This window comes from Pseudomonas sp. A6 (assembly GCF_052367875.1).
Lineage (GTDB): Bacteria > Pseudomonadota > Gammaproteobacteria > Pseudomonadales > Pseudomonadaceae > Pseudomonas > Pseudomonas citronellolis.
This window is the reverse complement of the sequence record NZ_CP198970.1, coordinates 4,548,665-4,571,603: the sequence shown is the minus strand read 5'-3', so window position 1 is coordinate 4,571,603 and position 22,939 is coordinate 4,548,665. Positions and strand designations below refer to the sequence as shown.

The 22,939-nt window shown below is 68.0% G+C and carries 15 protein-coding genes; 14 read left to right on the top strand and 1 reads right to left on the bottom strand.

Translation table 11 applies throughout. From position 1 onward, the window contains the following. The first annotated feature begins 123 nt into the window (after nt 1-123). The 10 genes from ACTWJ5_RS20040 (at nt 124) to ACTWJ5_RS19995 (ending at nt 16,884) form a co-directional block, all read left to right on the top strand. The gene (locus tag ACTWJ5_RS20040) at nt 124-4,209 is read left to right on the top strand and encodes an Ig-like domain-containing protein (RefSeq protein WP_444436384.1); all 4,086 of its coding nucleotides are present in this window, start codon (nt 124-126) and stop codon (nt 4,207-4,209) included. A gap of 290 nt (nt 4,210-4,499) precedes the next feature. Then, complete coding sequence (locus tag ACTWJ5_RS20035) at nt 4,500-5,756, top strand: HlyD family secretion protein (RefSeq protein WP_074985407.1); 1,257 nt, start codon at nt 4,500-4,502, stop codon at nt 5,754-5,756. 13 nt (nt 5,757-5,769) lie between these two features. Then, nucleotides 5,770-7,914: a peptidase domain-containing ABC transporter gene (locus ACTWJ5_RS20030; protein WP_444436383.1), complete on the top strand. Its 2,145-nt coding sequence runs from the start codon at nt 5,770-5,772 to the stop codon at nt 7,912-7,914. Further along, nucleotides 7,911-9,320, top strand: coding sequence for a TolC family protein (locus ACTWJ5_RS20025; RefSeq protein WP_256511750.1), 1,410 nt, complete (start codon nt 7,911-7,913; stop codon nt 9,318-9,320). Before ACTWJ5_RS20030 ends, ACTWJ5_RS20025 begins: the two co-directional genes overlap by 4 nt. 352 nt (nt 9,321-9,672) lie before the next feature. Then, nucleotides 9,673-10,065, top strand: coding sequence for a hypothetical protein (locus ACTWJ5_RS20020; protein ID WP_249917039.1), 393 nt, complete (start codon nt 9,673-9,675; stop codon nt 10,063-10,065). A gap of 120 nt (nt 10,066-10,185) precedes the next feature. Beyond that, nucleotides 10,186-10,503, top strand: coding sequence for a hypothetical protein (locus ACTWJ5_RS20015; RefSeq protein ID WP_074985389.1), 318 nt, complete (start codon nt 10,186-10,188; stop codon nt 10,501-10,503). Nucleotides 10,504-10,797: 294 nt separating this feature from the next. Then, nucleotides 10,798-12,210: a TolC family outer membrane protein gene (locus tag ACTWJ5_RS20010; RefSeq protein ID WP_444436382.1), complete on the top strand. Its 1,413-nt coding sequence runs from the start codon at nt 10,798-10,800 to the stop codon at nt 12,208-12,210. Then, nucleotides 12,207-14,372, top strand: coding sequence for a type I secretion system permease/ATPase (locus tag ACTWJ5_RS20005; RefSeq protein WP_444436381.1), 2,166 nt, complete (start codon nt 12,207-12,209; stop codon nt 14,370-14,372). The genes ACTWJ5_RS20010 and ACTWJ5_RS20005 overlap by 4 nt, the downstream gene beginning before the upstream one ends. A 53-nt stretch (nt 14,373-14,425) precedes the next feature. Then, on the top strand, nt 14,426-15,625 hold the full coding sequence (locus tag ACTWJ5_RS20000) for an HlyD family type I secretion periplasmic adaptor subunit (protein WP_253407171.1): 1,200 nt from the start codon (nt 14,426-14,428) through the stop codon (nt 15,623-15,625). A gap of 11 nt (nt 15,626-15,636) precedes the next feature. Further along, a complete protein-coding gene (locus ACTWJ5_RS19995) occupies nt 15,637-16,884 on the top strand; it encodes a tetratricopeptide repeat protein (protein ID WP_444436380.1) in 1,248 nt (415 codons plus the stop codon). Nucleotides 16,885-17,074: 190 nt separating this feature from the next. Here the strand turns inward: ACTWJ5_RS19995 and ACTWJ5_RS19990 are convergent, their stop codons facing one another. Continuing rightward, entirely contained in the window at nt 17,075-17,797 is a 723-nt protein-coding gene (locus tag ACTWJ5_RS19990) for a substrate-binding periplasmic protein (RefSeq protein WP_074985376.1), read from the bottom strand. Nucleotides 17,798-17,937: 140 nt separating this feature from the next. Between ACTWJ5_RS19990 and dnaX the strand changes: the two genes are divergently transcribed. The 4 genes from dnaX (at nt 17,938) to ACTWJ5_RS19970 (ending at nt 22,587) form a co-directional block, all read left to right on the top strand. Then, nucleotides 17,938-20,070, top strand: coding sequence for a DNA polymerase III subunit gamma/tau (dnaX, locus tag ACTWJ5_RS19985; protein WP_444436379.1), 2,133 nt, complete (start codon nt 17,938-17,940; stop codon nt 20,068-20,070). A gap of 43 nt (nt 20,071-20,113) precedes the next feature. Next, on the top strand, nt 20,114-20,440 hold the full coding sequence (locus ACTWJ5_RS19980; protein ID WP_009619439.1) for a YbaB/EbfC family nucleoid-associated protein: 327 nt from the start codon (nt 20,114-20,116) through the stop codon (nt 20,438-20,440). A gap of 296 nt (nt 20,441-20,736) precedes the next feature. Further along, entirely contained in the window at nt 20,737-21,333 is a 597-nt protein-coding gene (gene recR / locus ACTWJ5_RS19975; RefSeq protein ID WP_074985372.1) for a recombination mediator RecR, read from the top strand. A 105-nt stretch (nt 21,334-21,438) separates the two neighbouring features. Further along, on the top strand, nt 21,439-22,587 hold the full coding sequence (locus tag ACTWJ5_RS19970; RefSeq protein ID WP_444436378.1) for an acyl-CoA dehydrogenase family protein: 1,149 nt from the start codon (nt 21,439-21,441) through the stop codon (nt 22,585-22,587). The last annotated feature ends 352 nt before the right edge of the window (nt 22,588-22,939 follow it).

Here is a 22,939-nt window from a genome sequence, read left to right as displayed (position 1 = left end):
GCCTTTTAGCATCCTCCCTCGCCTGCCGGACGCCCGCACAGACGGGGCCAAGCGGCAGGCCTGCCAAACGAACGGCGGCGGGCCCGGCCCGCCGCCGTTCGACACTAGACTCAGGAGTACCACATGACTGTCAGCAAGAACCTGTCCCGCGAGGCGGCCGCTGCCGTGTTCGCCCAGAACGACCCGCTCGAAGTGCCCGTAGCGCCGCCCGCCCCGCACATCAGCTACGTGCTCGACGATGCCGGTACGCCGGCCTACCAAGGTATCGTCCAGCTCAACGGCTACACCGACGACACCACGCCGACGCTGATCGGCAACGGCGCGGCCGCCGGCGACCTGATCAAGGTCTATCACGGCGACCGGGTGATCGGCAGCACCATCGTCCAGGGCAACGGCTCCTGGCGCTTCACCCCCTCCGAGGAACTGCGCGAGGAGGGCGTGCAGGTGCTGCGCGCCACCGCTACCGACAGCAGCAACGGTCTGGAAAGCGACTTCAGCCCGCCCTTCAGCTTCATCCTCGACCTCACCCCGCCCAGCGCCCAGGCCACCATCCAGAACGTTTCCGAAGCCCTGCCCGAGCAACCGCTGGTCACCGCGGACTCCACGCCCATGCTGTTCGGCAGCCTGAGCACCGCCCTGGCCGCCAACGAGAAGCTGCAGATCAGCCTGGACACCGGCGCCACCTGGCAGGACGTCGCTTCCGTCAGCGGCGCCTACTGGCAATACCAGGACGTGCGCGAGCTGCAGAACGGCAACTACACCTACCTGCTGCGCACCATCGACGCCGCCGGCAACCAGGGCGCCATGACCGCCCAGCAGATCACCATCAGCCGCGAGGTGACCCCGCAGCCGGTGGAAGGCATCAAGGTCAGCATCATCGGCATCACCCCGGACACCGGCGTGGAAGGCGACTACATCACCAGCGCCTCGAAGATCACCCTGCTGGGCACCCTCAGCGAGGAACTGCCGGCCGGCGCCAAGCTGCAGGTCAGCGTCGATGGCGGCAACAGCTGGAAGACCGTGCAGGCCTTCGGCACCGACTGGATCTACATCGACCCCAGCGTGCACAACCTCGGCACCCAGGTGCGCTACGAAATGCGCGTGCTGGACGCCCAGGGCAACCCGGTGGCCAGCAGCTACGCGGCCCAGGACGTGGTCTTCGACGCCGGTAACCCGCTGCCGGACATGTACTCCAGCATCGAGCTGGGCACCGACACCGCGGTGGAGATCGCCGGCCAGTACAGCAACGCGCAGAGCGCGCAGAACAACGACTTCATCACCCGTGACAACAGCGTCACCCTGTCCGGCAAGCTCAGCGCCGCGCTGCAGATCGGCCAGCACCTGCAACTGTCCCTGGACGGCGGCAAGACCTGGGAGACGCTGATGTCCAACGGCGGCCAGCTGTGGAGCTACACCAGCGAACCGCTGTCGGCCAGCCAGCAGCTGGGCGTGAAACTGCGGGTGGCCGACAACGCCGGCAACAGCGTCGAGCTGGGCGAGCGCACCCTGGTCGTCGACATCGACTCGCCGGTGCCCTTCGCCTTCGCCCCGCAGTTCGGTACGCAGACCCTCAGCGGCGAGCGCGCCTACTACTCCAGCGCCCAGTACGGCCTGGCCGAAGCTGGCGCCACCGTAGCCCTGGTGCAGGACGTCAACCGCGACGGCCGCTACCAGGAAGGCCTGGACAAGATCGTCGGCTACGCCGTGGCCGGCAACGACGGCCGCTGGAGCTTCGACGCCATCCTGCCCGAAGGCCAGCAGCAACTGGGCTTCGTCACCTGGGACGTGGCCGGCAACAACTCCGGCTTCGGCCCGCAGGTGCTGACCGACGCCCACCGCCCGGTCAACGAGGCCGGCTTCAGCGTCCATGACACCGGCTGGGGCGGCACGGTCGCCTCGGTGCGCGGCTCCAACACCGCAGCCATGGCCATGAGCGCCGACGGCACCTGGTCGTTCTTCCAGAGCACCGGCTACGCCCTGAGCTCTACCGCCTATAAGAACGCCGGCCACGTGTACAGCGGCCTGGACCGCGAAAACTATCGCGCCAGCTACCTGGCCGAACCCTACGACGTCACCCACGACGGCGACGGCCACATGCTCAGCAACGCCACCTTCGCCGACTACAACCGCGACGGCCTGATGGACGTGCTGGCCATGACCAGCGGCGCCTCCTGGACCCTGCCGATCTGGACCGCCAAGGCCGACGGCACCTACAGCGCCGGTTCGCTGCAGAAGTCGAAGAACAACAACGTCGGCGGCATCATCGCCTGGGACGCCCAGGGCGACGGCTACACCGACTTCATCTACGTCGACAACCAGCAGGGCTCCTTCGGCCGCATCGACAACAAGGACGGCGTGCTCAAGTCCAGCCACAGCAACAAGGCCTGGTGGGGTTCGGAGATCAGCGGCGTCGACATCGACAACAACGGCAGCGTCGACCTCGCCGGCCACGGCGACTACTACGGCTACACCGCCCTGACCGTGCTGCAGAACAAGGGCAACGGCGATTTCGAGTCGTCGCGCAACTTCGCCAACGTGTTCCGTGACGACCGCACGCTGGATGCCAAGCAGGTCAGCAACAACTCGGTGGCCATGACCTGGGCCGACTTCGACGGCGACGGCGACCTGGACCTGTTCCTGGCCCGCGGCACCCGCAGCTCCACCGGCTACAACGGCAACTCCGACGACAGCCGCATCATTCTCAACCTGGGCAACGACGCCAACGGCAAGTGGCTGGGGATGGACAACGACAACCCGCTGTTCTTCAACGACGCCCTCGGCCAGGACCAGAAGGGCAACCTGGTGCACTTCGACGGCGGCCCGTCCTTCGCCGTGGACTGGAACCATGACGGCAAGATGGACGTCCTCGAGGCGCCGCGGCAGAACACCTCCTGGTCCGGCACCAATGCCGCCATGACGCCGGTGCTGTTCATCAACCAGGGCAATGGCGACTGGATGAACAGCGGCCAGCTGCTGGGCAACGAGGCCTACGACAACGTCACCGGCGCGGTGGCGGTGGACTATGACTTCGATGGCGCCATCGACCTGCTGCTGTACCGCACCTCCGGCAAGGAGCATGTGGGCCTGGATACCGCTTCGGCGCCCACGGTGCTGATCCGCAACGAGAACCACGTGGTGGAAGGCACCAGCCTGATCCTGCGCATCCTCGACAAGAACGGCATGAACAGCTACTTCGGCAACACCGTGCAGCTGTTCGACGCGGCGGGCCGCCTGGTCGCCAGCCAGATCCTCAACCCGCAGTCCGGCGTGACCAACGACAGCTCCGGCCTGGTGTACTTCTACGGCCTGGACGCGAACCAGACCTACAGCGCCAAGCTGCTGGCCGAGCCCGCCATCGGCAACGGCAACATGGTCCCGGCCCGCTTCGAAGAGGACCTGGGCCTGGTCAACCCGACCTGGGGCAACCTGGTCACCGGCGCCGCCGAGCACGCCTACGTGCTGACCGCCGGCAAGCCGACCGTGAGCTTCGACAGCCAGGGCGCGGGCACTGTGGGCACCGGCTACAACGACAGCTTCATGGCCACCGAAGGCAACGACGTCATCAATGGCGGCGGCGGTTGGAACCTGCTGGCCGACGGCAGCAAGGTCTGGAGCGCCACCCAGGGCCTGGACGAGGTGGACTACCAGTTCGCCAAGCAGGGCGTGCAGGTCAACCTGCAGAGCGGCCAGTCGCTGGGCATGGGCAATGACACCCTGATCGGCATCGAGGCCGTGAAGGGCAGCTGGTACGCCGACGCCTTCATGGACAACGCCGCCAGCAACCGCTTCGAAGGCCGTGGTGGCGACGACATCTATTACCTCTTCGGCGGTGGCAACGACACCCTGGCCTATCGTCCGGTCGATGCCTGGGACGTTTCCGCCGATGGCAGCAACGGCCATGACATGGTGTTCGGCTTCGGCCTGGGCAACGTGCTGAACAACAGCAACGCCGACATCATCGACCTGCGCGGGATGCTCGGCTACGGCGGCCCGGTCAGCCTGGTCCGGGATGACGGCGTGCTGCAGCTGGATGCCTCGTCCCAGGGGCTGCTGGACTACCTGTCGAGCCGCGTCGAGGGCAACAACACCATCATCAGCGTCGACCGCGACGGCATCGGCCAACAGGTCGGTTCCACCGACCTGATCACCCTGATGGGCGTGCGTACCGACCTGCTGAACCTGATCCAGAACCACCAGATCATGGTCTGAGGCCCTGAACCGCCCCGGCGCTTGCGCCGGGGCACCGATCCGTTTTTCAGCGGCGCCGAATTTTCTCCCCCTTGGTGGCGCCGCTTTTTTCTTCCCGGGCGCGAGCAGGCTCGTGACCCCGCATCGGCCCGGCGGCCTTTCTTCGAAGTTCAGAAAAATCTGGCTGATGTAGGTCGTTTTGCTTCCCCAGATTCGGACATCCCCGGTGTTTCCGCCCGTGCTCCGCCGGTAGAAAGACCCATCGCCGAACGACAACCCAAAGGCTCCTGACCTTGAGTACCGAGACACCCCTGTTCCGCACCGAGGCCCTGCAAGGGCAGGGCGCCCACTGGCTGGGCCCGATCATCCTCATACGCCCACTGTCCTTCAGCGTGCTGACCACCCTGGCCACCCTGTTCGCCCTGCTGGTGGCGGGCTTCTTCATCTGGGGCAGCTACACCAAGCGCAGCACCGTGGTCGGGCAACTGCTGCCGGTCAACGGCCAGGCCAAGGTGCACGCGCCGCAGATGGGCGTGATCGTCGAGAAATCCGTCCGCGAAGGGCAGAAGGTCGAACGCGGCCAGACCCTCCTGCGCCTGTCCAGCGAACGCTACAGCGGCCAGGACCAGGCGGTGCAGGCCGGCATCAGCCATCAGCTGGAGGCCAGCCGCGTGTCCCTGGAACAGCAGCTGGAGAAGCTGCAGCGGCTGCAGGCCGACGAGCGCCGCAGCCTGCAGGCCAAGGTCGTCAGCCTGCGTGAGGAACTGACGACCCAGGCCGCCCAGCTGCAGAGCCAGCGCAAGCTGCTGGCCATCGCCAGCGACGCCGAGGGCCGTTACCGCGGGCTGATGGAGAAGGGCTACATCTCCATGGACCAGTTCCAGCAGCGCCAGGCCGAGTTGCTCGGCCAGCGCCAGACCCTGCAGCGCCTGGAGCGCGAGCGCACGGCGCTGCAACAGCAATTGCGCGAACAACAGGCCACCCTCGACGGGCTCGACGCGCGCCACGCCAACCAGCGCGCCGAGCTGCAACGCCAGCTCAACGGCGTGCGCCAGCAACTGGGCGAGAGCGAAGCCAAGCGCACCCTGCGCATCGTCGCGCCGGAAGCGGGCATCGCCACCGCCGTGCTGGCCGAGGTCGGCCAACTGGTCGACCCCTCGCGGCCGCTGCTGAGCATCGTCCCCGAGAACGCCGAACTGCTCGCCGAACTCTATGCGCCGAGCCGCGCGGTGGGCTTCATCAAGGTCGGCGATACGGCGCGGATCCGCTACCAGGCCTACCCCTACCAGAAATTCGGCCAGCACAACGGCAAGGTGCTGTCCATCTCGCGCACCTCGCTGCCGTACAACGAGCTGGCGGCCATGGCCGGCAGCGTGCCGGGCGTCGGCCAGAGCGGCGAGCAGTACTACCGCATCCGCGTGCGACTGGACGAACAGCAGGTGCGCGCCTACGGCCAGCCGCGCCCGCTGCAGAGCGGCATGCTGCTGGAGGCCGACCTGCTGCAGGAAACCCGCAAACTCTACGAATGGGTCCTCGAACCCCTCTACAGCCTGTCCGGCAAACTCTGAGGTATCGCGCCGTATGGCTATCTTCGACTCCCTCGCGCTGCGCTTCGGCCGGCGCCTGCCCAGCATCCAGCAGACCGAGGCCGCCGAGTGCGGCATCGCCTGCCTGGCCATGGTCGCCGCCTACCACGGCAGCCACCACGACCTGCGCGAAATGCGCCAGCGCTTCAACGTCTCGCTCAAGGGCATCACCCTCAAGCAACTGATCGAGGCGGCGCAGCAGATGGGCATGGCCACGCGCCCGCTGAAGCTGGGCCTGGCCGACCTGCCCAAGCTGCGCACCCCGTGCATCCTGCACTGGGACTTCAAGCACTTCGTCGTGCTCAAGTCGGTGAGCCGCCGCGGCGCGGTGATCCACGATCCGGCCCATGGCATCCGCAAGGTGGGCGTGGAGACGCTGTCGCGTTCCTTCACCGGCGTGGCCCTGGAGCTGTGGCCCGATGCCGCCTTCGAGAAGAAGGAGGCCAAGCCGAACCTGCGCCTGCTCGGCATGCTCGGCAAGGTCAGCGGCCTGTACCGCTCCCTGGGCCAGGTGCTGCTGCTGTCGCTGGCCCTGGAGGTGTTCGCCCTGGTCAGCCCGTTCTTCATGCAGTGGACCATCGACAACGTCATCCCCAGCAACGACCGCGACCTGCTGACCACGCTGCTGATCGGCTTCGGCCTGATGATGCTGATGCAGCAGATCATCGGCGCCGTGCGCCAATGGGTGGGCATGCACATGGGCACGCTGCTCAACGTGCAGTGGCGGGCCAACGTCTTCACCCACCTGCTCAACCTGCCCACGCAGTATTTCGAGAAGCGCCACCTGGGCGACATCGTCTCGCGCTTCGGCGCCGTCGACAGCATCCAGTCCACCCTGACCTCGGCCTTCCTGGTGGCGGTGCTCGACGGCCTGATGACCATCGCCACCCTGGGCATGATGCTGGTCTACAGCCCGCTGCTGGCCAGCATCGCCATCGTCTGCATGGTGCTCTACGCCCTGGTGCGCTGGGTCTCGTACCAGCCGCTGCGCAACGCCACCGAGGAAGAGATCATCCATGGCGCGCGGCAGCAGACGCACTTCCTCGAAACCATGCGTGGCGTGCGCCCGCTGAAACTGTTCCAGCGCCAGACCGAGCGCCGCGCCACCTGGCTGAGCCTGCTGGTGGAGCAGGTCAACGCCGGCCTGCGCACGCAGAAGCTGGGGCTGCTCTACGGCCAGGTCAACGGCCTGCTGTTCGGCATCGAGAACCTGCTGGTGATCTACCTGGGCGCGAACATGGTGATGGACGGGCATTTCACCGTGGGCGCGCTCATGGCCTTCCAGTCCTACAAGGGCCAGTTCGACAGCCGCGTGGGCAGCCTGATCGACAAGTTCTTCGAGCTGCGCATGCTGCAGCTGCAGGGCGAGCGCCTGGCCGACATCGTCCTCGAGGCGCCGGAGCAGGGCGGCAGCGGCATCGACCCCGAACTGCTGCGCCAGCGCGAGTTCGGCATCGAGCTGCGCGGCCTGCGCTACCGCTACTCGGAACACGAGCCCTACGTGCTCGACGGCATCGACCTGGACATCCGCGCCGGCGAGTCGGTGGCCATCGTCGGGCCCTCCGGCTGCGGCAAGAGCACCCTGGTCAACATCATGCTCGGTATCCTGCCGCCATCCGACGGGGCGATCCGCGTGGCCGGCATGGAACTGTCGCAGATCGGCCTCGACGGCCTGCGCAGCGTGGTCGGCACGGTGCTGCAGGACGACAGCCTGTTCGCCGGCTCGCTGGCGGAGAACATCGCCTTCTTCGACCCGGCGATGGACATGGAGTGGGTCATGGAGTGCGCGCGCCTGGCGGCCATCCACGACGAGATCATGATCGCGCCCATGGGCTACAACACCCTGGTCGGCGACATGGGCACGGTGCTCTCCGGCGGCCAGAAGCAGCGCATCCTGCTGGCCCGGGCGCTGTACAAGCGGCCGCAGATCCTGTTCCTCGACGAGGCCACCAGCCACCTCGACGTGGACTGCGAACGCCGCGTCAACGAGGCTATCCGCTCGCTGAACATCACCCGGGTGATGGTCGCCCACCGTCCCGAGACCATCGCCACGGCCGACCGCGTGGTGGTCATCACCGGCGGCAAGGTGGTGGGCGAGCGGGCCGTCGACCCCGGGCTGCTGGAGGGCGAACCGGCATGAAGCGCATCCTCCCGTTCGCCCTGGCGCTGGCCGCGGGCCCCGCGGCCCTGGCCGGGCCGGACGTCTTCCGCACCGAGCGCACGCTGCCCCAGGCGCCGGTCAGCGAGGCGCGGCACGGCGGCGTGCCCTGCCTGTTCAACGGCGTCCAGGCGGAACTGGCGCTGGACGAGGCCATCGAGCGCATGCTCTGCCAGGACCCGCAGACCCGCCAGGCCTGGGCCGAGGCCAAGGCCCAGGCGGCGCAGATGGGCGTCGCCTGGTCGGCGTACCTGCCGCGCCTGGGCGCCAGCGTCGGCGCCAGCGACGGCCGCAGCCGCACCGACTACCTGGACTTCGACGGCGTCGAGACCTCGACCCGCCAGAAGAGCCTCGATGCCCGCCTGGACCTGAGCTGGGTGCTGTTCGACTTCGGCAAGCGCCGCGCCGCGTTGCGCAGCGCCCGGCACCTGCTGGTGGCGGCCAACGCCAGCCACGACGCGATACTGCAGAACGCCTTCGTCAACGCCGCCCAGGTCTACTACGACGCCCTGGCCGCCCAGGACGCCCTGGCCGCGGCGCAGCAGGTCAAGGACATGGCCGAGGAGAACTTCCAGGCCGCCGACGCCAAGTACCGGGCCGGCGCGGCGGCGCTTTCCGACCGCCTGCAGGCGCAGACCGCCGCGTCCCAGTCCGAGCTGCGCCTGGTGCGCGCCCGCGGCAACCTGGACAACGCCCTGGGCACGCTGGCGTTGCGCATGGGGCTGGCACCGGACAGCGCGCTGAAGCTGTCCAGCGAGTTGACGCCGATGCCCGATACCGGCTTCGTCGGCGCCATCGACCGGCTGCTGGCCCAGGCGCGCAACCACCACCCCGAACTGATCGCCGCCCAGGCGCGGCTGGACGCGGCCCAGGAAAAGGTCCGCGAGGCGCGCGCCGAAGGCCGGCCGACGCTGGCCCTGACCGGCAGCCTCAGCCATGCGCGCAACGACCTGCCGCTGTCGCTGAACGGCGACACCCGGCAGCGCGATTCGAGCCTGGGCCTGCAACTGAACATCCCGCTGTTCGAGGGCTTCGAACGCAACTACCGGGTGCGCGGCGCGCGGGCCCAGGTCGAGGCCAGCCGCGCGGCCCTGGCCGGTACCGAGCAGCAGGTATCGCTGCTGGTGTGGGGCAGCTACCAGCGGCTGATGGTCGATACCCGCAGCCTGAAGAGCACCGACGCCCTGGTCGAACAATCGCACCAGGCCCTGGAGGTGACCCGCGGGCGCTACCGCTCCGGGGTTGGCAGCATGATCGAACTGCTCAACGCCCTGAGCGCCTACGCCGATGCCCAGGAGCAGCATATCCGCGCCCTGGCCGACTGGCAGAACGCCCGCCTGCAACTGGCGGCGGGATTGGGCCGCCTGGGGTTCTGGGCGCTTCAGTGAGGCGCGGCGGCAAGTAGCGGATATTTCCGGCCGGTAAATCAAAGCCGCTTCGGTTCGTACCGAAGCGGCTTTTTGCCGTTCGGACGCAGTGAATTATTTATATGTGCGATGCGCGAATTATCTTTCGGACAATTATGCCGCCTGACATTCATAAGAGGGTCTTGTATGAAACTTCCAACTCCGCTGGTTGTATTTTTATGGCCTTTTGCCAGGAAATCTGAATGGCGATTTAGTTCGCCGATTTAAGGTTGTCATGGGTATTTCCATACAGAACAATCACCTGGTCGCGCCACATAAGTGGTAGCGCAGCAAGAAAGCCAACATAAGCACTCAATGTGCAAGGAGTATGAAAATGCAAGAGTTGAACATGCAAGAAGTAGAAATGGTCGCCGGTGCCGGCATCTTCGAAGATGTCTTCGGTCGTATTGGCGCCGCCATCATGCTGATTCCGCTGTCCCTCAGCACCGGCGTGGCGAAGGGCGTGGTAACCGGTGGTTCGGTGGGCGGCATTCTGGGCGTCGGCGTCGCCAGCGGTGCCTTCGGTGGCGTCATCGGTGGCGTTCTCGGCGTTATCCATGCCGTTACCTATGGCCTGGTGAATGGCTGGGGCATGTCGCTGGAAACCTTCAACGCCAACGCCGAAGGTTGGTGGAGCATGAACGTTCCGGCCCCGCAGGTCGGCCAAGGCGGCGGTCTGCTCGGCGGCCTGGTGGGCGGCGGCGGTTCCTCTACCGGCCCGCGTTGATCCGGCATCGAGCCGAATGAATGCCACCGCCTGGCTGGGTGGCATTCCCATCTGTTCGGTGGAACAGGGAGCCTGCCGGTATCCGGCAGGCTCCGCTATGCGCTAGATGATGGAGGCATGATGAAAGAACTCGATGGGCAGGAGCTGGAAATGGTCGCCGGCGGAGCCTCCTCCGGTTTCCTCGACAGCATAGGCGGTGCGCTCTTCGGCACCTTGAGCGGTGCGCTGGGGGGCATCACCCAGGGGCTCTCCAGCCTGCTGGGCGGCAACCCGATCGGCGCTATCCTCAACGTCACCGTGGGCACGATCTTCGGTGCCATCTCCGGGTTGTTCACCGGCTTGGCACAAGGGACTTCCTCGCAACTTCAGTCCTTGGGAAATCTCTGGAGCAATCCGTTTTCCGGCAATACTTCCGGCTCTGGAAACGAGCCGCGCTGATATTGTTATTACGGCGCCTTTTCGAAGAAAGCCACTGCCTTGGCAGTGGCTTTTTTTATTGCCGGAAGATGGCCTGTTTTGTTTTCTTTAAATATATCAATCGGAATTTTCTTATTTTTTACGATAAGAGATTTCCTACAAGTCAGGATGGGTTTATCCACTGTCTGGTTATTCGTGTCGCGTAATAGCCTATTGCCCGATCCTTTTGTGGTCCGAGGCTTTTTCAGGATATTCCCGAAGAATGTCCACGACCTGACTCGTAGCATTGCGGCTCGATTTTTCAGGGTGGTTCAGATGTTTCTCAACAAATTGCATTGGGGTGCGCTGGCCTGGCTGGCATTCACCCCGCTGGTGGTCTTCGGCGCGGAGCCGGAGGGCAAGGGCGGCAAGCGCCTGCTCTGCCAGCCCGAATGCGGGTGGCAGGATGCCCCGCGGAAGAAACTGGACCTGTCGGTCGACCACCTGACCCGCGACTGGCAGCCGTCGGACGCCGGGGCGGGGCAGGGCGGCGCCCTGGACCTGTGGCACGCGGTCAGCCTGGCGGTGCAGACCTACCCGTCGATCCGCGATGCCGCGGCCCAGCTCGGCCAGCAGCGCGAGGCCATCAACGTGGCCAGGGCCGGCTACCTGCCGACCATCCAGACCGGCCTGAACACCGGCAAGCAGGGCGCCTATGGCAGCGGCCAGAACCTGTCGCTGTCCGCCTCGCAGATGGTCTACGACTTCGGCAAGGTGGCCAACTCGGTCAAGGGCGCCGAAGCCGGCGTGCAGGTGCAGCGCTTCCAGTTGATGAGCGAGGTGGACGAGGTCGCCCGGCAGTCGGCCCAGGCGCTGATCGAAGTCGCCCGCTACCGCGCCCTGCGCGACAGCGCGCGAACCCTGGTGGACGGCCTGCAGCGCCTGCGCCAGCTGGCCCGGCAGCGCGCCAGCGAAGGCGCCAGCACCCAGGCCGACCTGATCCAGGCGCAGTCGCGGGTGGAGGCGGCCGAGGCCTCGCTGCTGGCCGTCGAGACGCAGCTGCGCCAGCAGAAGAGCAAGCTGCGCACCATGATCGGCCGCGAAGTGAGCGAGGCCGCCGTGGACGTGCCCGCCGAGCGCCTGCAACAGGCCGTGCGGCTGATCGAGCCGAACCCGCGGATGCCGGTCGGCGTGCGCATGGCGGTGGCCGAGCGCGAGGAGGCCGAGGCCCAGCTGTCCCTGGCGCGCTCCAACACGCGGCCGACCTTCACCGTCGACGGCGGCGTCAACAAGTACTTCGGCAATGCCGGCGACATGGCCGGCGAGCGCGTCTACACCCTGACCCTCGGCGTCAAGCACGACCTCTTCGCCGGCGGCGCGCCCTCGGCGCGGGTGCGCGGCGCCGGCCAGGCGCTGCGGGCGGCCGAGGAGCGCCTGCACACCCGGCAGCTGGAGGCCCGCGACCAGTGGGTCGCCCTGCAGGAACAGATGGGCGGCCTCGACGAGCGCCTGCGCGTGCTCGCCGACCGCCAGAAAAGCATCGTCGACACCCAGCGCCTGTACCGCGAGCAGTACCTCTCGCTGGGCACCCGCACGCTGCTCGACCTGCTCAACGCCGAGCAGGAGATCTACCAGGCGCAGAGCGATTCGGTGAACGCCCGCCACGACCTGTGGAGCGCCCAGGTGGCCTTCATCAACGCCACCGGGCGGATGCACGACGTCTTCCAACTCGAGAGTGATTCCCTATGACCGCGCAAGCGCAACGCCCGGAGGCCGTCAGCAGCCCCTGGCTGGAAGCCATGCTGATGGTGGCCCGGCATTACCGCCTGGACGTTTCCGAAGAGCGCGTCCGCGTCGGCCAGCAATGGCGCCAGGGCCAGGACCTGGACGGGCAGCTGCAGCACATGGCCCGCGACATGGGCCTGACGCTGCGCGCCGAAGCCCTGGACAAGGGCGTGCTCGACCCCTGGCGCCTGCCGGTGCTGGCGCAGTTCTCCGGCGGCCAGGTCGGCATCATCGAAAGCATCGACGGCCAGGGCCGCGTCGGCGTGCGCCTGAGCGGCGAGCAGGGCGTGCTGCAGGCCCTGCCGGCAGAGGAAGTGGTCGAGCGGGTGGAGCGCGTCTACTGCCTGCGCCCCGAAGTCGCGGTGGCCGACGTGCGCGTCGACGACTACATCAAGCCCTACCAGCCCAACTGGTTCTGGAGCCTGGTGCTGCGCGACTGGCGGCGCTACGGCGACGTCATGCTCGCCTCGCTGGTGGCCAACGTCCTGGCCCTGGCCTCCATGCTGTTCTCCATGCAGGTCTACGACCGCGTGGTGCCGGCGCAGTCCGAGCCGACCCTCTGGGTGCTGTTCGGCGGGGTGCTGCTGGCGGTGCTCATCGGCTTCGGCATGCGTCTGGCGCGCACCCACATCTCCGACCTGATCGGCAAGCGCGCCGACCTGCGCATTTCCGACCGCGTCTTCGGCCACGCCCTGCGCCTGCGCAACGAGGCCATGTCCAAGTCCACCGGCTCGTTCATCTCGCAGATCCGCGAGATGGAGCAGGTGCGCGAACTGATCACCTCGACCACCCTGGGCGCGCTGGCCGACCTGCCGTTCTTCTTCCTGTTCCTGGTGGTGCTCTGGTCGGTGGGCGGGGTCATGGCCCTGGTGCCGCTGGCGGTGCTGCCGCTGCTGCTGATCCCCGGCCTGCTGGCGCAGAAGCCGCTGGCGCGGCTGTCCAAGGAAGGCATGCGCGAGTCGGCGATCCGCAACGCCATCCTGGTGGAGGCGGTGCAGGGCATCGAGGACGTCAAGCAGCTGCGCGCCGAGCAGCGCTTCCAGAACCAGTGGAACCACCTCAACGAGGTCTCGGCCACCGTCAGCATGCGCCAGCGCTTCATCTCCGGCGCGCTCATGGCCTGGACCCAGGAAGTGCAGACGCTGGTCTACGTGCTGGTGGTGCTGGTCGGCTGCTTCCAGGTGATGAGCGGCGACATGACCACCGGCGCGCTGATCGGCATGTCCATCCTGTCCTCGCGGATGATCGCGCCGCTGGCGCAGATCTCCGGGATCATGTCGCGCTGGCAGCAGGCCAAGGTCGCCCGCGAGGGCCTGGAGGAACTGATGCAGCGCCCGGTGGAAAGCGCCGAGGGCGGCAAGCGCCTGCACCGCCCGGTGCTGCACGGCGACTACCAGCTCGAAGGCGTGCGCTTCCGCTACGGCCAGGACGACAAGCGCGCGGCCATCGAAGTGGGCCAGCTGCGCATCGCCGCCGGCGAGAAGGTGGCCATCCTCGGCCGCAACGGCGCCGGCAAGTCCAGCCTGCTGCAGCTGCTGGCCGGCATGTACCGGCCGCAGGAGGGCAGCCTGCTGCTCGACTCGTTGCGCCTGGAGCTGATCGACCCCTACGACGTGCGCCGCGACGTGGCCTTCCTCAGCCAGCAGGCCAACCTGTTCTTCGGCACCCTGCGCGACAACCTGACCATGGGCCGGCCCAACGCCAGCGACGAGGAGCTGCTCGAGGCCCTGCGCCTGAGCTGTGCCCTGGGCCTGGTGCAGGCGCTGCCCGACGGCCTGGAGCACATGGTCCAGGAGGGTGGCCGCGGCCTCTCCGGCGGCCAGCGCCAGAGCCTGCTGCTGGCCCGCACGCTGCTGCGCCAGCCGCGCGTGCTGCTGCTCGACGAGCCCACCGCCTGGCTCGACGAAGTCGGCGAGCAGGGCCTGATCCGCCACCTGGAGCCGTGGCTGGCCTCGCGCACCCTGGTGGTGGCGACGCACCGCCCGGCGGTGCTCAAGTGGGTCGAGCGGATCATCGTGGTCGACAACGGCCGCGTCGTCCTCGACGACACCAAGCAGGCGGTGCTGGCCAAGCTCGCCGGCGGGCCGGCGGCCAAGCCCGGCGAGAAGGCCCCGGCCGTCGCCTGAGCCGCCACTGAATTCGCAGAGGACGCGGGCCCTGGCCCGCGTCGGGAGTGACCATGCAAGCCAATTCGATTCAAGCGCCCGGGGCCGCGCCCCTGGCCCCCTATTTCCAGGCGAAGGAGCGCGCGCCGCGCGCCGCCTGGCTGGTCTGGAGCGTGCTCGGCGGCATGCTGCTGCTGTTCGCCTGGGCCTACCTGTTCGAGCTCGACGAAGTCTCCACCGGTACCGGCAAGGTGATCCCCAGCTCCCGCGAGCAGGTGGTGCAGTCCCTGGAGGGCGGCATCCTCGCCGAGCTGCGGGTGAAGGAGGGTGACCGCGTCGACGCGGGGCAGGTGCTCGCCCAGCTCGACCGCACCAAGACCGAATCCTCGGTGGGCGAGAGCGCCTCGCGCCTGCGCGCCGCCCTGGCCATGGCCGCGCGCCTTCGGGCGGAAGTGGACGGCGGCAAGCTGGTGTTCCCGGCTGAAGTGCTGGAGGAGCCGGACCTGGTGAAGTCCGAGACCGCCCTGTACCAGTCGCGGCGCGACAGCCTGCAGAAGAGCCTCAAGGGCATCAACGAGGCCCTGGCGCTGGTCAACAAGGAACTCAAGCTGACCACGCGCCTGGCCGAGATCGGCGCGGCGAGCAACGTCGAGGTGCTGCGCCTGAAGCGCCAGGCCAACGAGCTGGAGCTCAAGGCCACCGAGACGCGCAACCAGTACTACGTCAAGGCCCGCGAGGAGCTGGCCAAGGCCAATGGCGAGGTGGAGGCGCAGCAGTCGGTGACCCGCGGGCGCGCCGACTCGCTGACGCGCCTGACCGTGCTCTCGCCGGTGCGCGGCATCGTCAAGGACATCGAAGTGAACACCGTCGGCGGCGTCATCCCGCCCAACGGTCGCTTCATGGTCATAGTGCCGGTGGAGGACCAGTTGCTGGTGGAGGCGCGCATCTCCCCGCGCGACGTGGCCTTCATCCACCCCGGGCAGCGCGCCACGGTGAAGATCAGCGCCTACGACTACGCCATCTACGGCGGCCTGGAGGGCAAGGTGACGCACATCTCGCCGGACACCATCCAGGACGAGGTGCGCCGCGACCAGTACTACTACCGGGTGTTCGTGCGCACCGAGACCGACTCGCTGCAGAACAAGGAAGGCAGGAGCTTCCCGATCTTCCCCGGCATGGTCGCCACGGTGGACGTGCACACCGGCAGCAAGACCGTCTGGGACTACCTGACCAAGCCGCTCAACCGCGCCCGCGAAGCGCTGCGCGAACGCTGAGGAGGGCAACCATGGCCAAGCAACGTACGCCCAGCTACCGCGAGCGCCGCGAGGTCGAGGCCGCCGGCCGGCGCGCCAGCGCCCTCTACGCCCAGGGCCGGCATGAGCAGGCCCTGCAACTGTGCCTGCAGACCGCCCGGCGCTGGCCGCAGCTGGCGGTGGCCTGGACCGACGCGGCGGTGAACTGCATCAAGCTGGAGCGCTGGCAGGAGGCCATCGAGCATGCCGGCCGCGCCCTGGCCGCCGGCGGCGACAGCCTGGCGCTGTTCGACGCCCTGTCCCACGCCCATTGCGCCCTGCGCCAGTGGGACCAGGTGCGCCGCCACGGCCTGCACGCGCTGAGCCTGCGCGAGCGCCAGTTCGGCGTCGAACCGCCGATCGCCCATGCCCTGCCGGCATTGCCGCCACCGCCCAGCGCCGCCACCTGCGAGCGCAACGTCATCGCCTTCTCGCTGTTCGGCGCCAGCGCCAAGTACTGCGAGACGGCGGTGCTCAACGTGCTGGAGCAGCCGCGCATCTACCCGCACTGGACCTGCCGCTTCTATATCGACGACAGCGTGCCCGAGGCCATCGTCCGCCGCCTGCTCGACAACGGCGGCGAGGTGGTGCGCGTGGACGAGGCCACGTGCCAGTGGCCGGGGCCCATGTGGCGCTTCCTCGCCCTGGACGATGCCCAGGCCCAGCGCATCCTGTTCCGCGACGCCGACTCGGTGATCAGCGAGCGCGAGGCCGAGGCGGTGGCCCAATGGCTGGCCAGCGACAGGCACTTCCACGCCCTGCGCGACAACGGCACCCATACCGAACTGCTGCTGGCCGGGCTCTGGGGCGTCGTCGGCGGGGCACTGCCGCCGCTGGCGCAGCTGGCCCGGCTGTTCTTCGCCGAGCCGCTGGCCTCGCGGCATTTCGCCGACCAGCACTTCCTGCGCCGCTACGTCTGGCCCTACGCGCGGCGCAGCCTGCTGCAGCACGACTCGATGTTCGGCTTCCTCGATGCCGCCGGCTTCCCCGGCGGGCCTATGCCGGACGACTTCCACGTCGGCTACGCCGAAGGCTCGCCACGCTTCGAACTGCCCTGCACCCTGGCCGAGGGCAGCCGGGTGCGCTGGACCCTGTACCGCCGCGAAGGGGAGGGCGAACAGGCGGTCTGCGACTACGCCGCCACGGTGAACGCAGGCGCGGTGCACGGCCACATCCCGGCACGCTACGCCGAGTGGATCCGCCGCGGCGAAGCCCGCATAGCGGTGGCCCCGGAAGCGTAGGGCGTACAACCGTTCGCGGTTGTACGCCGCTTCACCTCCCTCATCGCCAACGCCATGGCCGACCCTGGCGCTCCCTACAAGGATGCTCAGGCTCGCCCTCGAGCAGGGTTCGGCCAAGGCCAAACGGCGGATAACGCGGAGCGTTATTCGCCCTACGCCAGGCCCGACCATGACGTGTGGCGCACAACCGTCAGCGATAGTGATCGAGAATGCGCTCGATTTCCCCGGAGGCCTTGAGCTCGGCCAGGGCGTCGAGCACCGCCTGGGTCGGCAGTTGCGGATCGTCCAGGACCATGCAGCCCAGTTCGGCCTGGTCGAGCTTGGCTGCGGGGTAGAGGCGGTGCTCGGCCGGCCGCTGGAGGTTGAACCAGTTCAGCGCCACCTCGCTGGACACCGCATAGTCGTAGCGCCCGGCTTCGAGCTTCTTCAGCACCAGCTCCTGGTTGCGTGCATCGTCGCGGTGCAGGCGCCCGCTGGCGAACGACAGCTGCAGGTAGGGGTAGGCGTAGCCGAGGACGGTGCCGACGCTTTGCCCGGCCAGCGTGGCGACGTCCACCGGGGCCCGCTCCCGGGCCACCAGCAGATCGCGCTGGGTCATCAGCGGCACGCTCCAGCGGTAGTCGCGGAACTCCTCGCTGAGCCAGGCCGGGGCGATGTAGCAGCGCACGTCGATGCTGTGGCTGTGCAGGGCCTGTTCCACCCGGGCCCGCGGCAGGATATGGAAGGACGGGGCCATGCCGACCTTGTCCGCGGTGCGGGTGAACAGCTCGAAGAGGATACCGCCGGTCAGTTGGCCGTCCTCGACCTGCGCCAGCGGCATGGCCCAGCCCTCGATCACCGAGAAACTCAGCTGCCGGGGATCGGCCTGGGCCAGGCCGGCGACCAGCAGGAGGGCGGGGAGGAGTGCGCGCATTCGGGCTCCGGACGTGCGGAAGCAGGACACAATGCCTGTTTCGGAGGGTTCTTGCCAAGCCTGGCCCGGCATCGGGTGCAATTTCCGGTCCTCTTCGCTAGGATTAGCCCACTTCCGCCTACCAGCCGCGATGGATTTCAATGAGTTATCAGGTTCTTGCCCGCAAATGGCGTCCGCGTTCGTTCCGCGAAATGGTCGGCCAGACCCACGTCCTCAAGGCCCTGATCAACGCGCTCGACAACCAGCGCCTGCACCACGCCTACCTGTTCACCGGGACCCGCGGCGTGGGCAAGACCACCATCGCGCGCATCCTGGCCAAGTGCCTGAACTGCGAGACCGGCGTCAGCTCCACCCCCTGCGGCCAGTGCTCGGTGTGCCGGGAGATCGATGAGGGCCGCTTCGTCGACCTCATCGAAGTGGACGCCGCCAGCCGCACCAAGGTCGAGGACACCCGCGAACTGCTGGACAACGTGCAGTACGCGCCGAGCCGCGGGCGCTACAAGGTCTACCTGATCGACGAAGTGCACATGCTCTCCTCGCACTCGTTCAACGCCCTGCTCAAGACCCTCGAAGAGCCGCCGCCCCACGTCAAGTTCCTGCTGGCCACCACCGACCCGCAGAAGCTGCCGGTGACCATCCTCTCGCGCTGCCTGCAGTTCAGCCTGAAGAACATGCCGCCGGAACGCGTGGTGGAGCACCTGAGCCACGTGCTCGGCGCCGAGAACGTGCCCTTCGAGGAAGACGCCCTGTGGCTGCTCGGCCGCGCCGCCGACGGCTCCATGCGCGACGCCATGAGCCTGACCGACCAGGCCATCGCCTTCGGCGAGGGCAAGGTGCTGGCCGCCGACGTGCGCGCCATGCTCGGCACCCTCGACCACGGCCAGGTCTACGGCGTGCTCCACGCGCTGCTCGAAGGCGACGCCCGGGCCCTGCTGGACGCCGTGCGCCACCTGGCCGAACAGGGCCCGGACTGGGGCGGGGTGCTGGCCGAAATCCTCAACGTGCTGCACCGCGTGGCCATCGCCCAGGTGCTGCCGGACGCCGTCGACAACGGCCAGGGCGACCGCGACAAGGTGCTGGCCCTGGCCCGGGCGCTGCCCGGCGAGGACGTGCAGTTCTATTACCAGATGGGCCTGATCGGCCGCCGCGACCTGCCCCTGGCGCCGGACCCGCGCAGCGGCTTCGAGATGGTGCTGCTGCGCATGCTGGCCTTCCGCCCGGCCGATGGCGGGGCGCCACCGAGGTCACCGCTAAAGGACCTGGGGATCAGCACGGCCACGGCTGATTCCAACCGCAACCCAGTGGCCGGCGCCGCCGTTGCGGCGCCGGCAGCCGCTGCCAGCGTGGCGAGCGTGCCGGTGGTGTCCACCGTGCCCGCCGCCGTTGCCCAGCCGGCACCCGCGCCGCAGCCTGTGGCGGCTCCGGCTCCGGCTCCGGCTCCGGCTCCGGCTCCGGCTCCGGTGGCAGAGGTTGCGCCCGAACCTGCGCCGGCGCCTGTCGTCGAGGCCGCGCCGGCACCCGTCGAGCCCGCCCCGCAGGTCGCGCCCGTCGAGGTGCCCGTAGTCGAAGCGCAAGCCGCCGTGGCTGAACCGGCGCCCGTCGTCGACCTGCCCTGGGAAGAACCCGCCGCGCCGGCCGCCGCCGTGCAGCCGCCGGTCGAGCCCGAACCTGCGCCGGCGCCCGAGCCCATTGCGGCGCCCGAACCGGCGCCTATCGCCATGGCCGACAGCGAGGACGACGACCGCGACGAAGAGCCGCCGCCGGCCGAGGACTACTATGAAGTCGACATGGATTCGCTCAGCTACCTGGAAGGCGGCGACGAGTCGCAGGCCAGCGCCCAACCCGAGCCCGAACCGGAACCGGCGGCCCTGCCGGCCACGGGCCTCGCCGCCGAGTGGCTGGACCTGTTCCCACGCCTGGGCCTGGGTGGCCTGACCGCGAGCATCGGCGCCAACTGCACCCTGGTCGCGGTGGAGGGCGACACCTGGCACCTGCACCTGGACCCGGGGCAGAGCGCGTTGTACAACGCCACCCAGCAGCGCCGCCTGAACGACGCGCTGAGCCAGTACCACGGGCGCACCCTGACGCTGGAAGTGACCATCCACAAGCCCGAGCAGGAAACCCCCGCCCAGGCCGCGGCGCGCAAGCGTGCCGAGCGCCAGCGCGAGGCCGAGCGCTCCATTGAGGCGGACCCGTACGTGCTGCAGATGCGCCAGCAGTTCGGCGCGGTGGTCCGCACCGGTACCATCGAACCCCTGGCGGCGAAGGCCTGAAGGCCGGCGCCCAACCAACCCTGAACGACAAAAGGTGATCGAGATGATGAAAGGTGGCATGGCCGGCCTGATGAAGCAGGCCCAGCAGATGCAGGAAAAGATGCAGAAGATGCAGGAAGAGCTGGCCAACGCCGAAGTCACCGGCCAGTCCGGCGCCGGCCTGGTGAGCGTGGTGATGACCGGCCGGCACGACGTCAAGCGCGTCAGCCTGGACGATAGCCTGATGCAGGAAGACAAGGAAATCCTCGAAGACCTGATTGCCGCCGCGGTGAACGACGCCGTGCGCAAGATCGAGCAGAACAACCAGGAGAAGATGGCGGGCATGACCGCCGGCATGCAGCTGCCCCCCGGCTTCAAGATGCCCTTCTAAGGTGAAGGTGCCGCCCAGCGGGCACCCATGACTGCGTTGCGAGCGATGCCGGACATGCTCATTTACTGAAGTAAACTCCGCTGTCCGACACCGCTCGCGCCTTGTCCTGAGTACCCTCTGGTCGCCCCGGAACTCCTCCAGCCCCGTAGGATGGGTGGAGCGAAGCGATACCCATCACCACGACCGCATGGGTTTCGTAAACTCGACCCATCCTACGAAAGGCACTTCGGCGCAGCCGGCAAGATAGTTGTGCCTACGACGTTCATCCCTTCCTGAATCCCGAGACCGGTTCCCCCATGAGCTTCAGCCCGCTGATCCGCCAACTCATCGACGCCCTGCGCATTCTCCCCGGGGTGGGGCAGAAGAGCGCCCAGCGCATGGCGCTGCAGTTGCTGGAGCGTGATCGCACGGGCGGCCTGCGCCTGGCCCAGGCGCTGACCCAGGCCATGGAAGGGGTAGGGCACTGCAAGCAGTGCCGCACGCTGAGCGAGGAGGAGCTGTGCCCGCAGTGCGCCGACCCGCGCCGCGACGACTCGCTGCTGTGCGTGGTGGAAGGCCCGCTGGACGTGTTCGCGGTGGAGCAGACCGGCTACCGCGGACGCTTCTTCGTGCTCAAGGGCCACCTCTCGCCGCTGGACGGCCTGGGCCCGGAGGCCATCGGCATTCCCGAGCTGGAAGCGCGGATCAAGGCCGGCAGCTTCGCCGAGATCATCCTCGCCACTAACCCCACGGTGGAAGGCGAGGCCACCGCCCACTACATCGCCCAACTGCTGGCCGGCAGCGGCCTGGTGCTCAGCCGCATCGCCCACGGCGTGCCCCTGGGCGGCGAGCTGGAGCTGGTGGACGGCGGCACCCTGGCCCACGCCCTGGCCGGGCGCCGGCCGATCGTCTAGTCCAGAGGCATCGGGCCGAAACGGCCCAGGCGATGGCGCAAGTCTCGCCTTGAAAACCAAGCAAGCGCTCGGTAAGTTTTCAGGCAACCCGCCTGGAGGCCCGCCATGTCCGCATTCACCGAATACTTCGACGACAGCCACCGCCTGGTCCGCGACTCGGTGCGGCGCTTCGTCGAGCGGGAAATCCTCCCGCACATCGCCGATTGGGAAGAAGCCGAGGAGTTCCCCCGCGAGCTCTACCGCAAGGCCGGCGAGGCCGGCATCCTCGGCATCGGCTACCCCGAAGCCTACGGCGGCAGCCACGAGGGCGACCTGTTCGCCAAGCTGGCGGCCAGCGAGGAACTGATGCGCAGCGGCTCCGGCGGCCTGGTGGCCGGCCTGGGTTCGCTGGACATCGGCCTGCCGCCGCTGCTCAAGTGGGGCCGCGCGGAACTGCGCGAACGCATCGTGCCGCAGGTGCTGGCCGGCGAGAAGATCATGGCCCTGGCGGTCACCGAGCCCTCCGGCGGCTCCGACGTGGCCAGCCTGAAGACCCGCGCCGCGCGCGACGGCGACCATTACCGCGTGACCGGCAGCAAAACCTTCATCACCAGCGGCGTGCGCGCCGACTACTACACGGTGGCGGTGCGCACCGGCGGCGAAGGCTACGGCGGCGTCAGCCTGCTGCTGGTGGAGAAGGGCACGCCCGGCTTCACGGTGGGCCGCAAGCTGAAGAAGATGGGCTGGTGGGCCTCGGACACCGCCGAGCTGTTCTTCGACGACTGCAAGGTGCCGGCGGAAAACCTGATCGGCATGGAGAACATGGGCTTCGCCTGCATCATGGCGAACTTCCAGAGCGAGCGCCTGGCCCTGGCCACCATGGCCAACATGACCGCCCAACTGGCCCTGGAGGAAGCCCTGAAATGGAGCGCCGAGCGCGAAGCCTTCGGCAAGCCCATCGGCAAGTTCCAGGTGCTCAAGCACCGCCTGGCGGAGATGGCCACCCAGGTCGAGGTCTCCCGCGAGTTCACCTACCGCCAGGCGGCGAAGATGGCTGCCGGGAAGAGCGTGGTGAAGGAAATCTCCATGGCCAAGAACTTCGCCACCGATGTCGCGGATCGGGTGGTCTATGACGCGGTGCAACTGCTGGGTGGCATGGGGTATATGCGCGAGAGCCTGGTGGAGCGGTTGTATCGCGATAACCGCATTCTCTCCATCGGTGGGGGGACGCGGGAGATCATGAACGAGATCATCGCCAAGCAGATGGGGCTCTAAGGGGGCGGGCTGTTTGTAGGAGCGAGCTTGCTCGCGAACCCATGGAGTTACCTGGCTGCGCTGGTGTGTGGTTCAACCACGCCCCTCTCCCCAACCCTCTCCCTGAAGGGAGAGGGGACCGTTGGGCAGAGTTCGGTGTTCTGGAGTCAGCCGGTAACTCCAACGGTTTCCGGCTGAAACCATTCCTTCTCTCGGCACGGACTAGCCCCCTCTCCCTTCAGGGAGAGGGTTGGGGAGAGGGAGCGGAGTCAACCTCAAACACCGCAGCCGCCGGGAAACGCCATTGTTCGCGAGCAAGCTCGCTCCTACGAAGAGTGAAGAGTGAAGAGCGAAGAGCAATGTACCCCGTAGG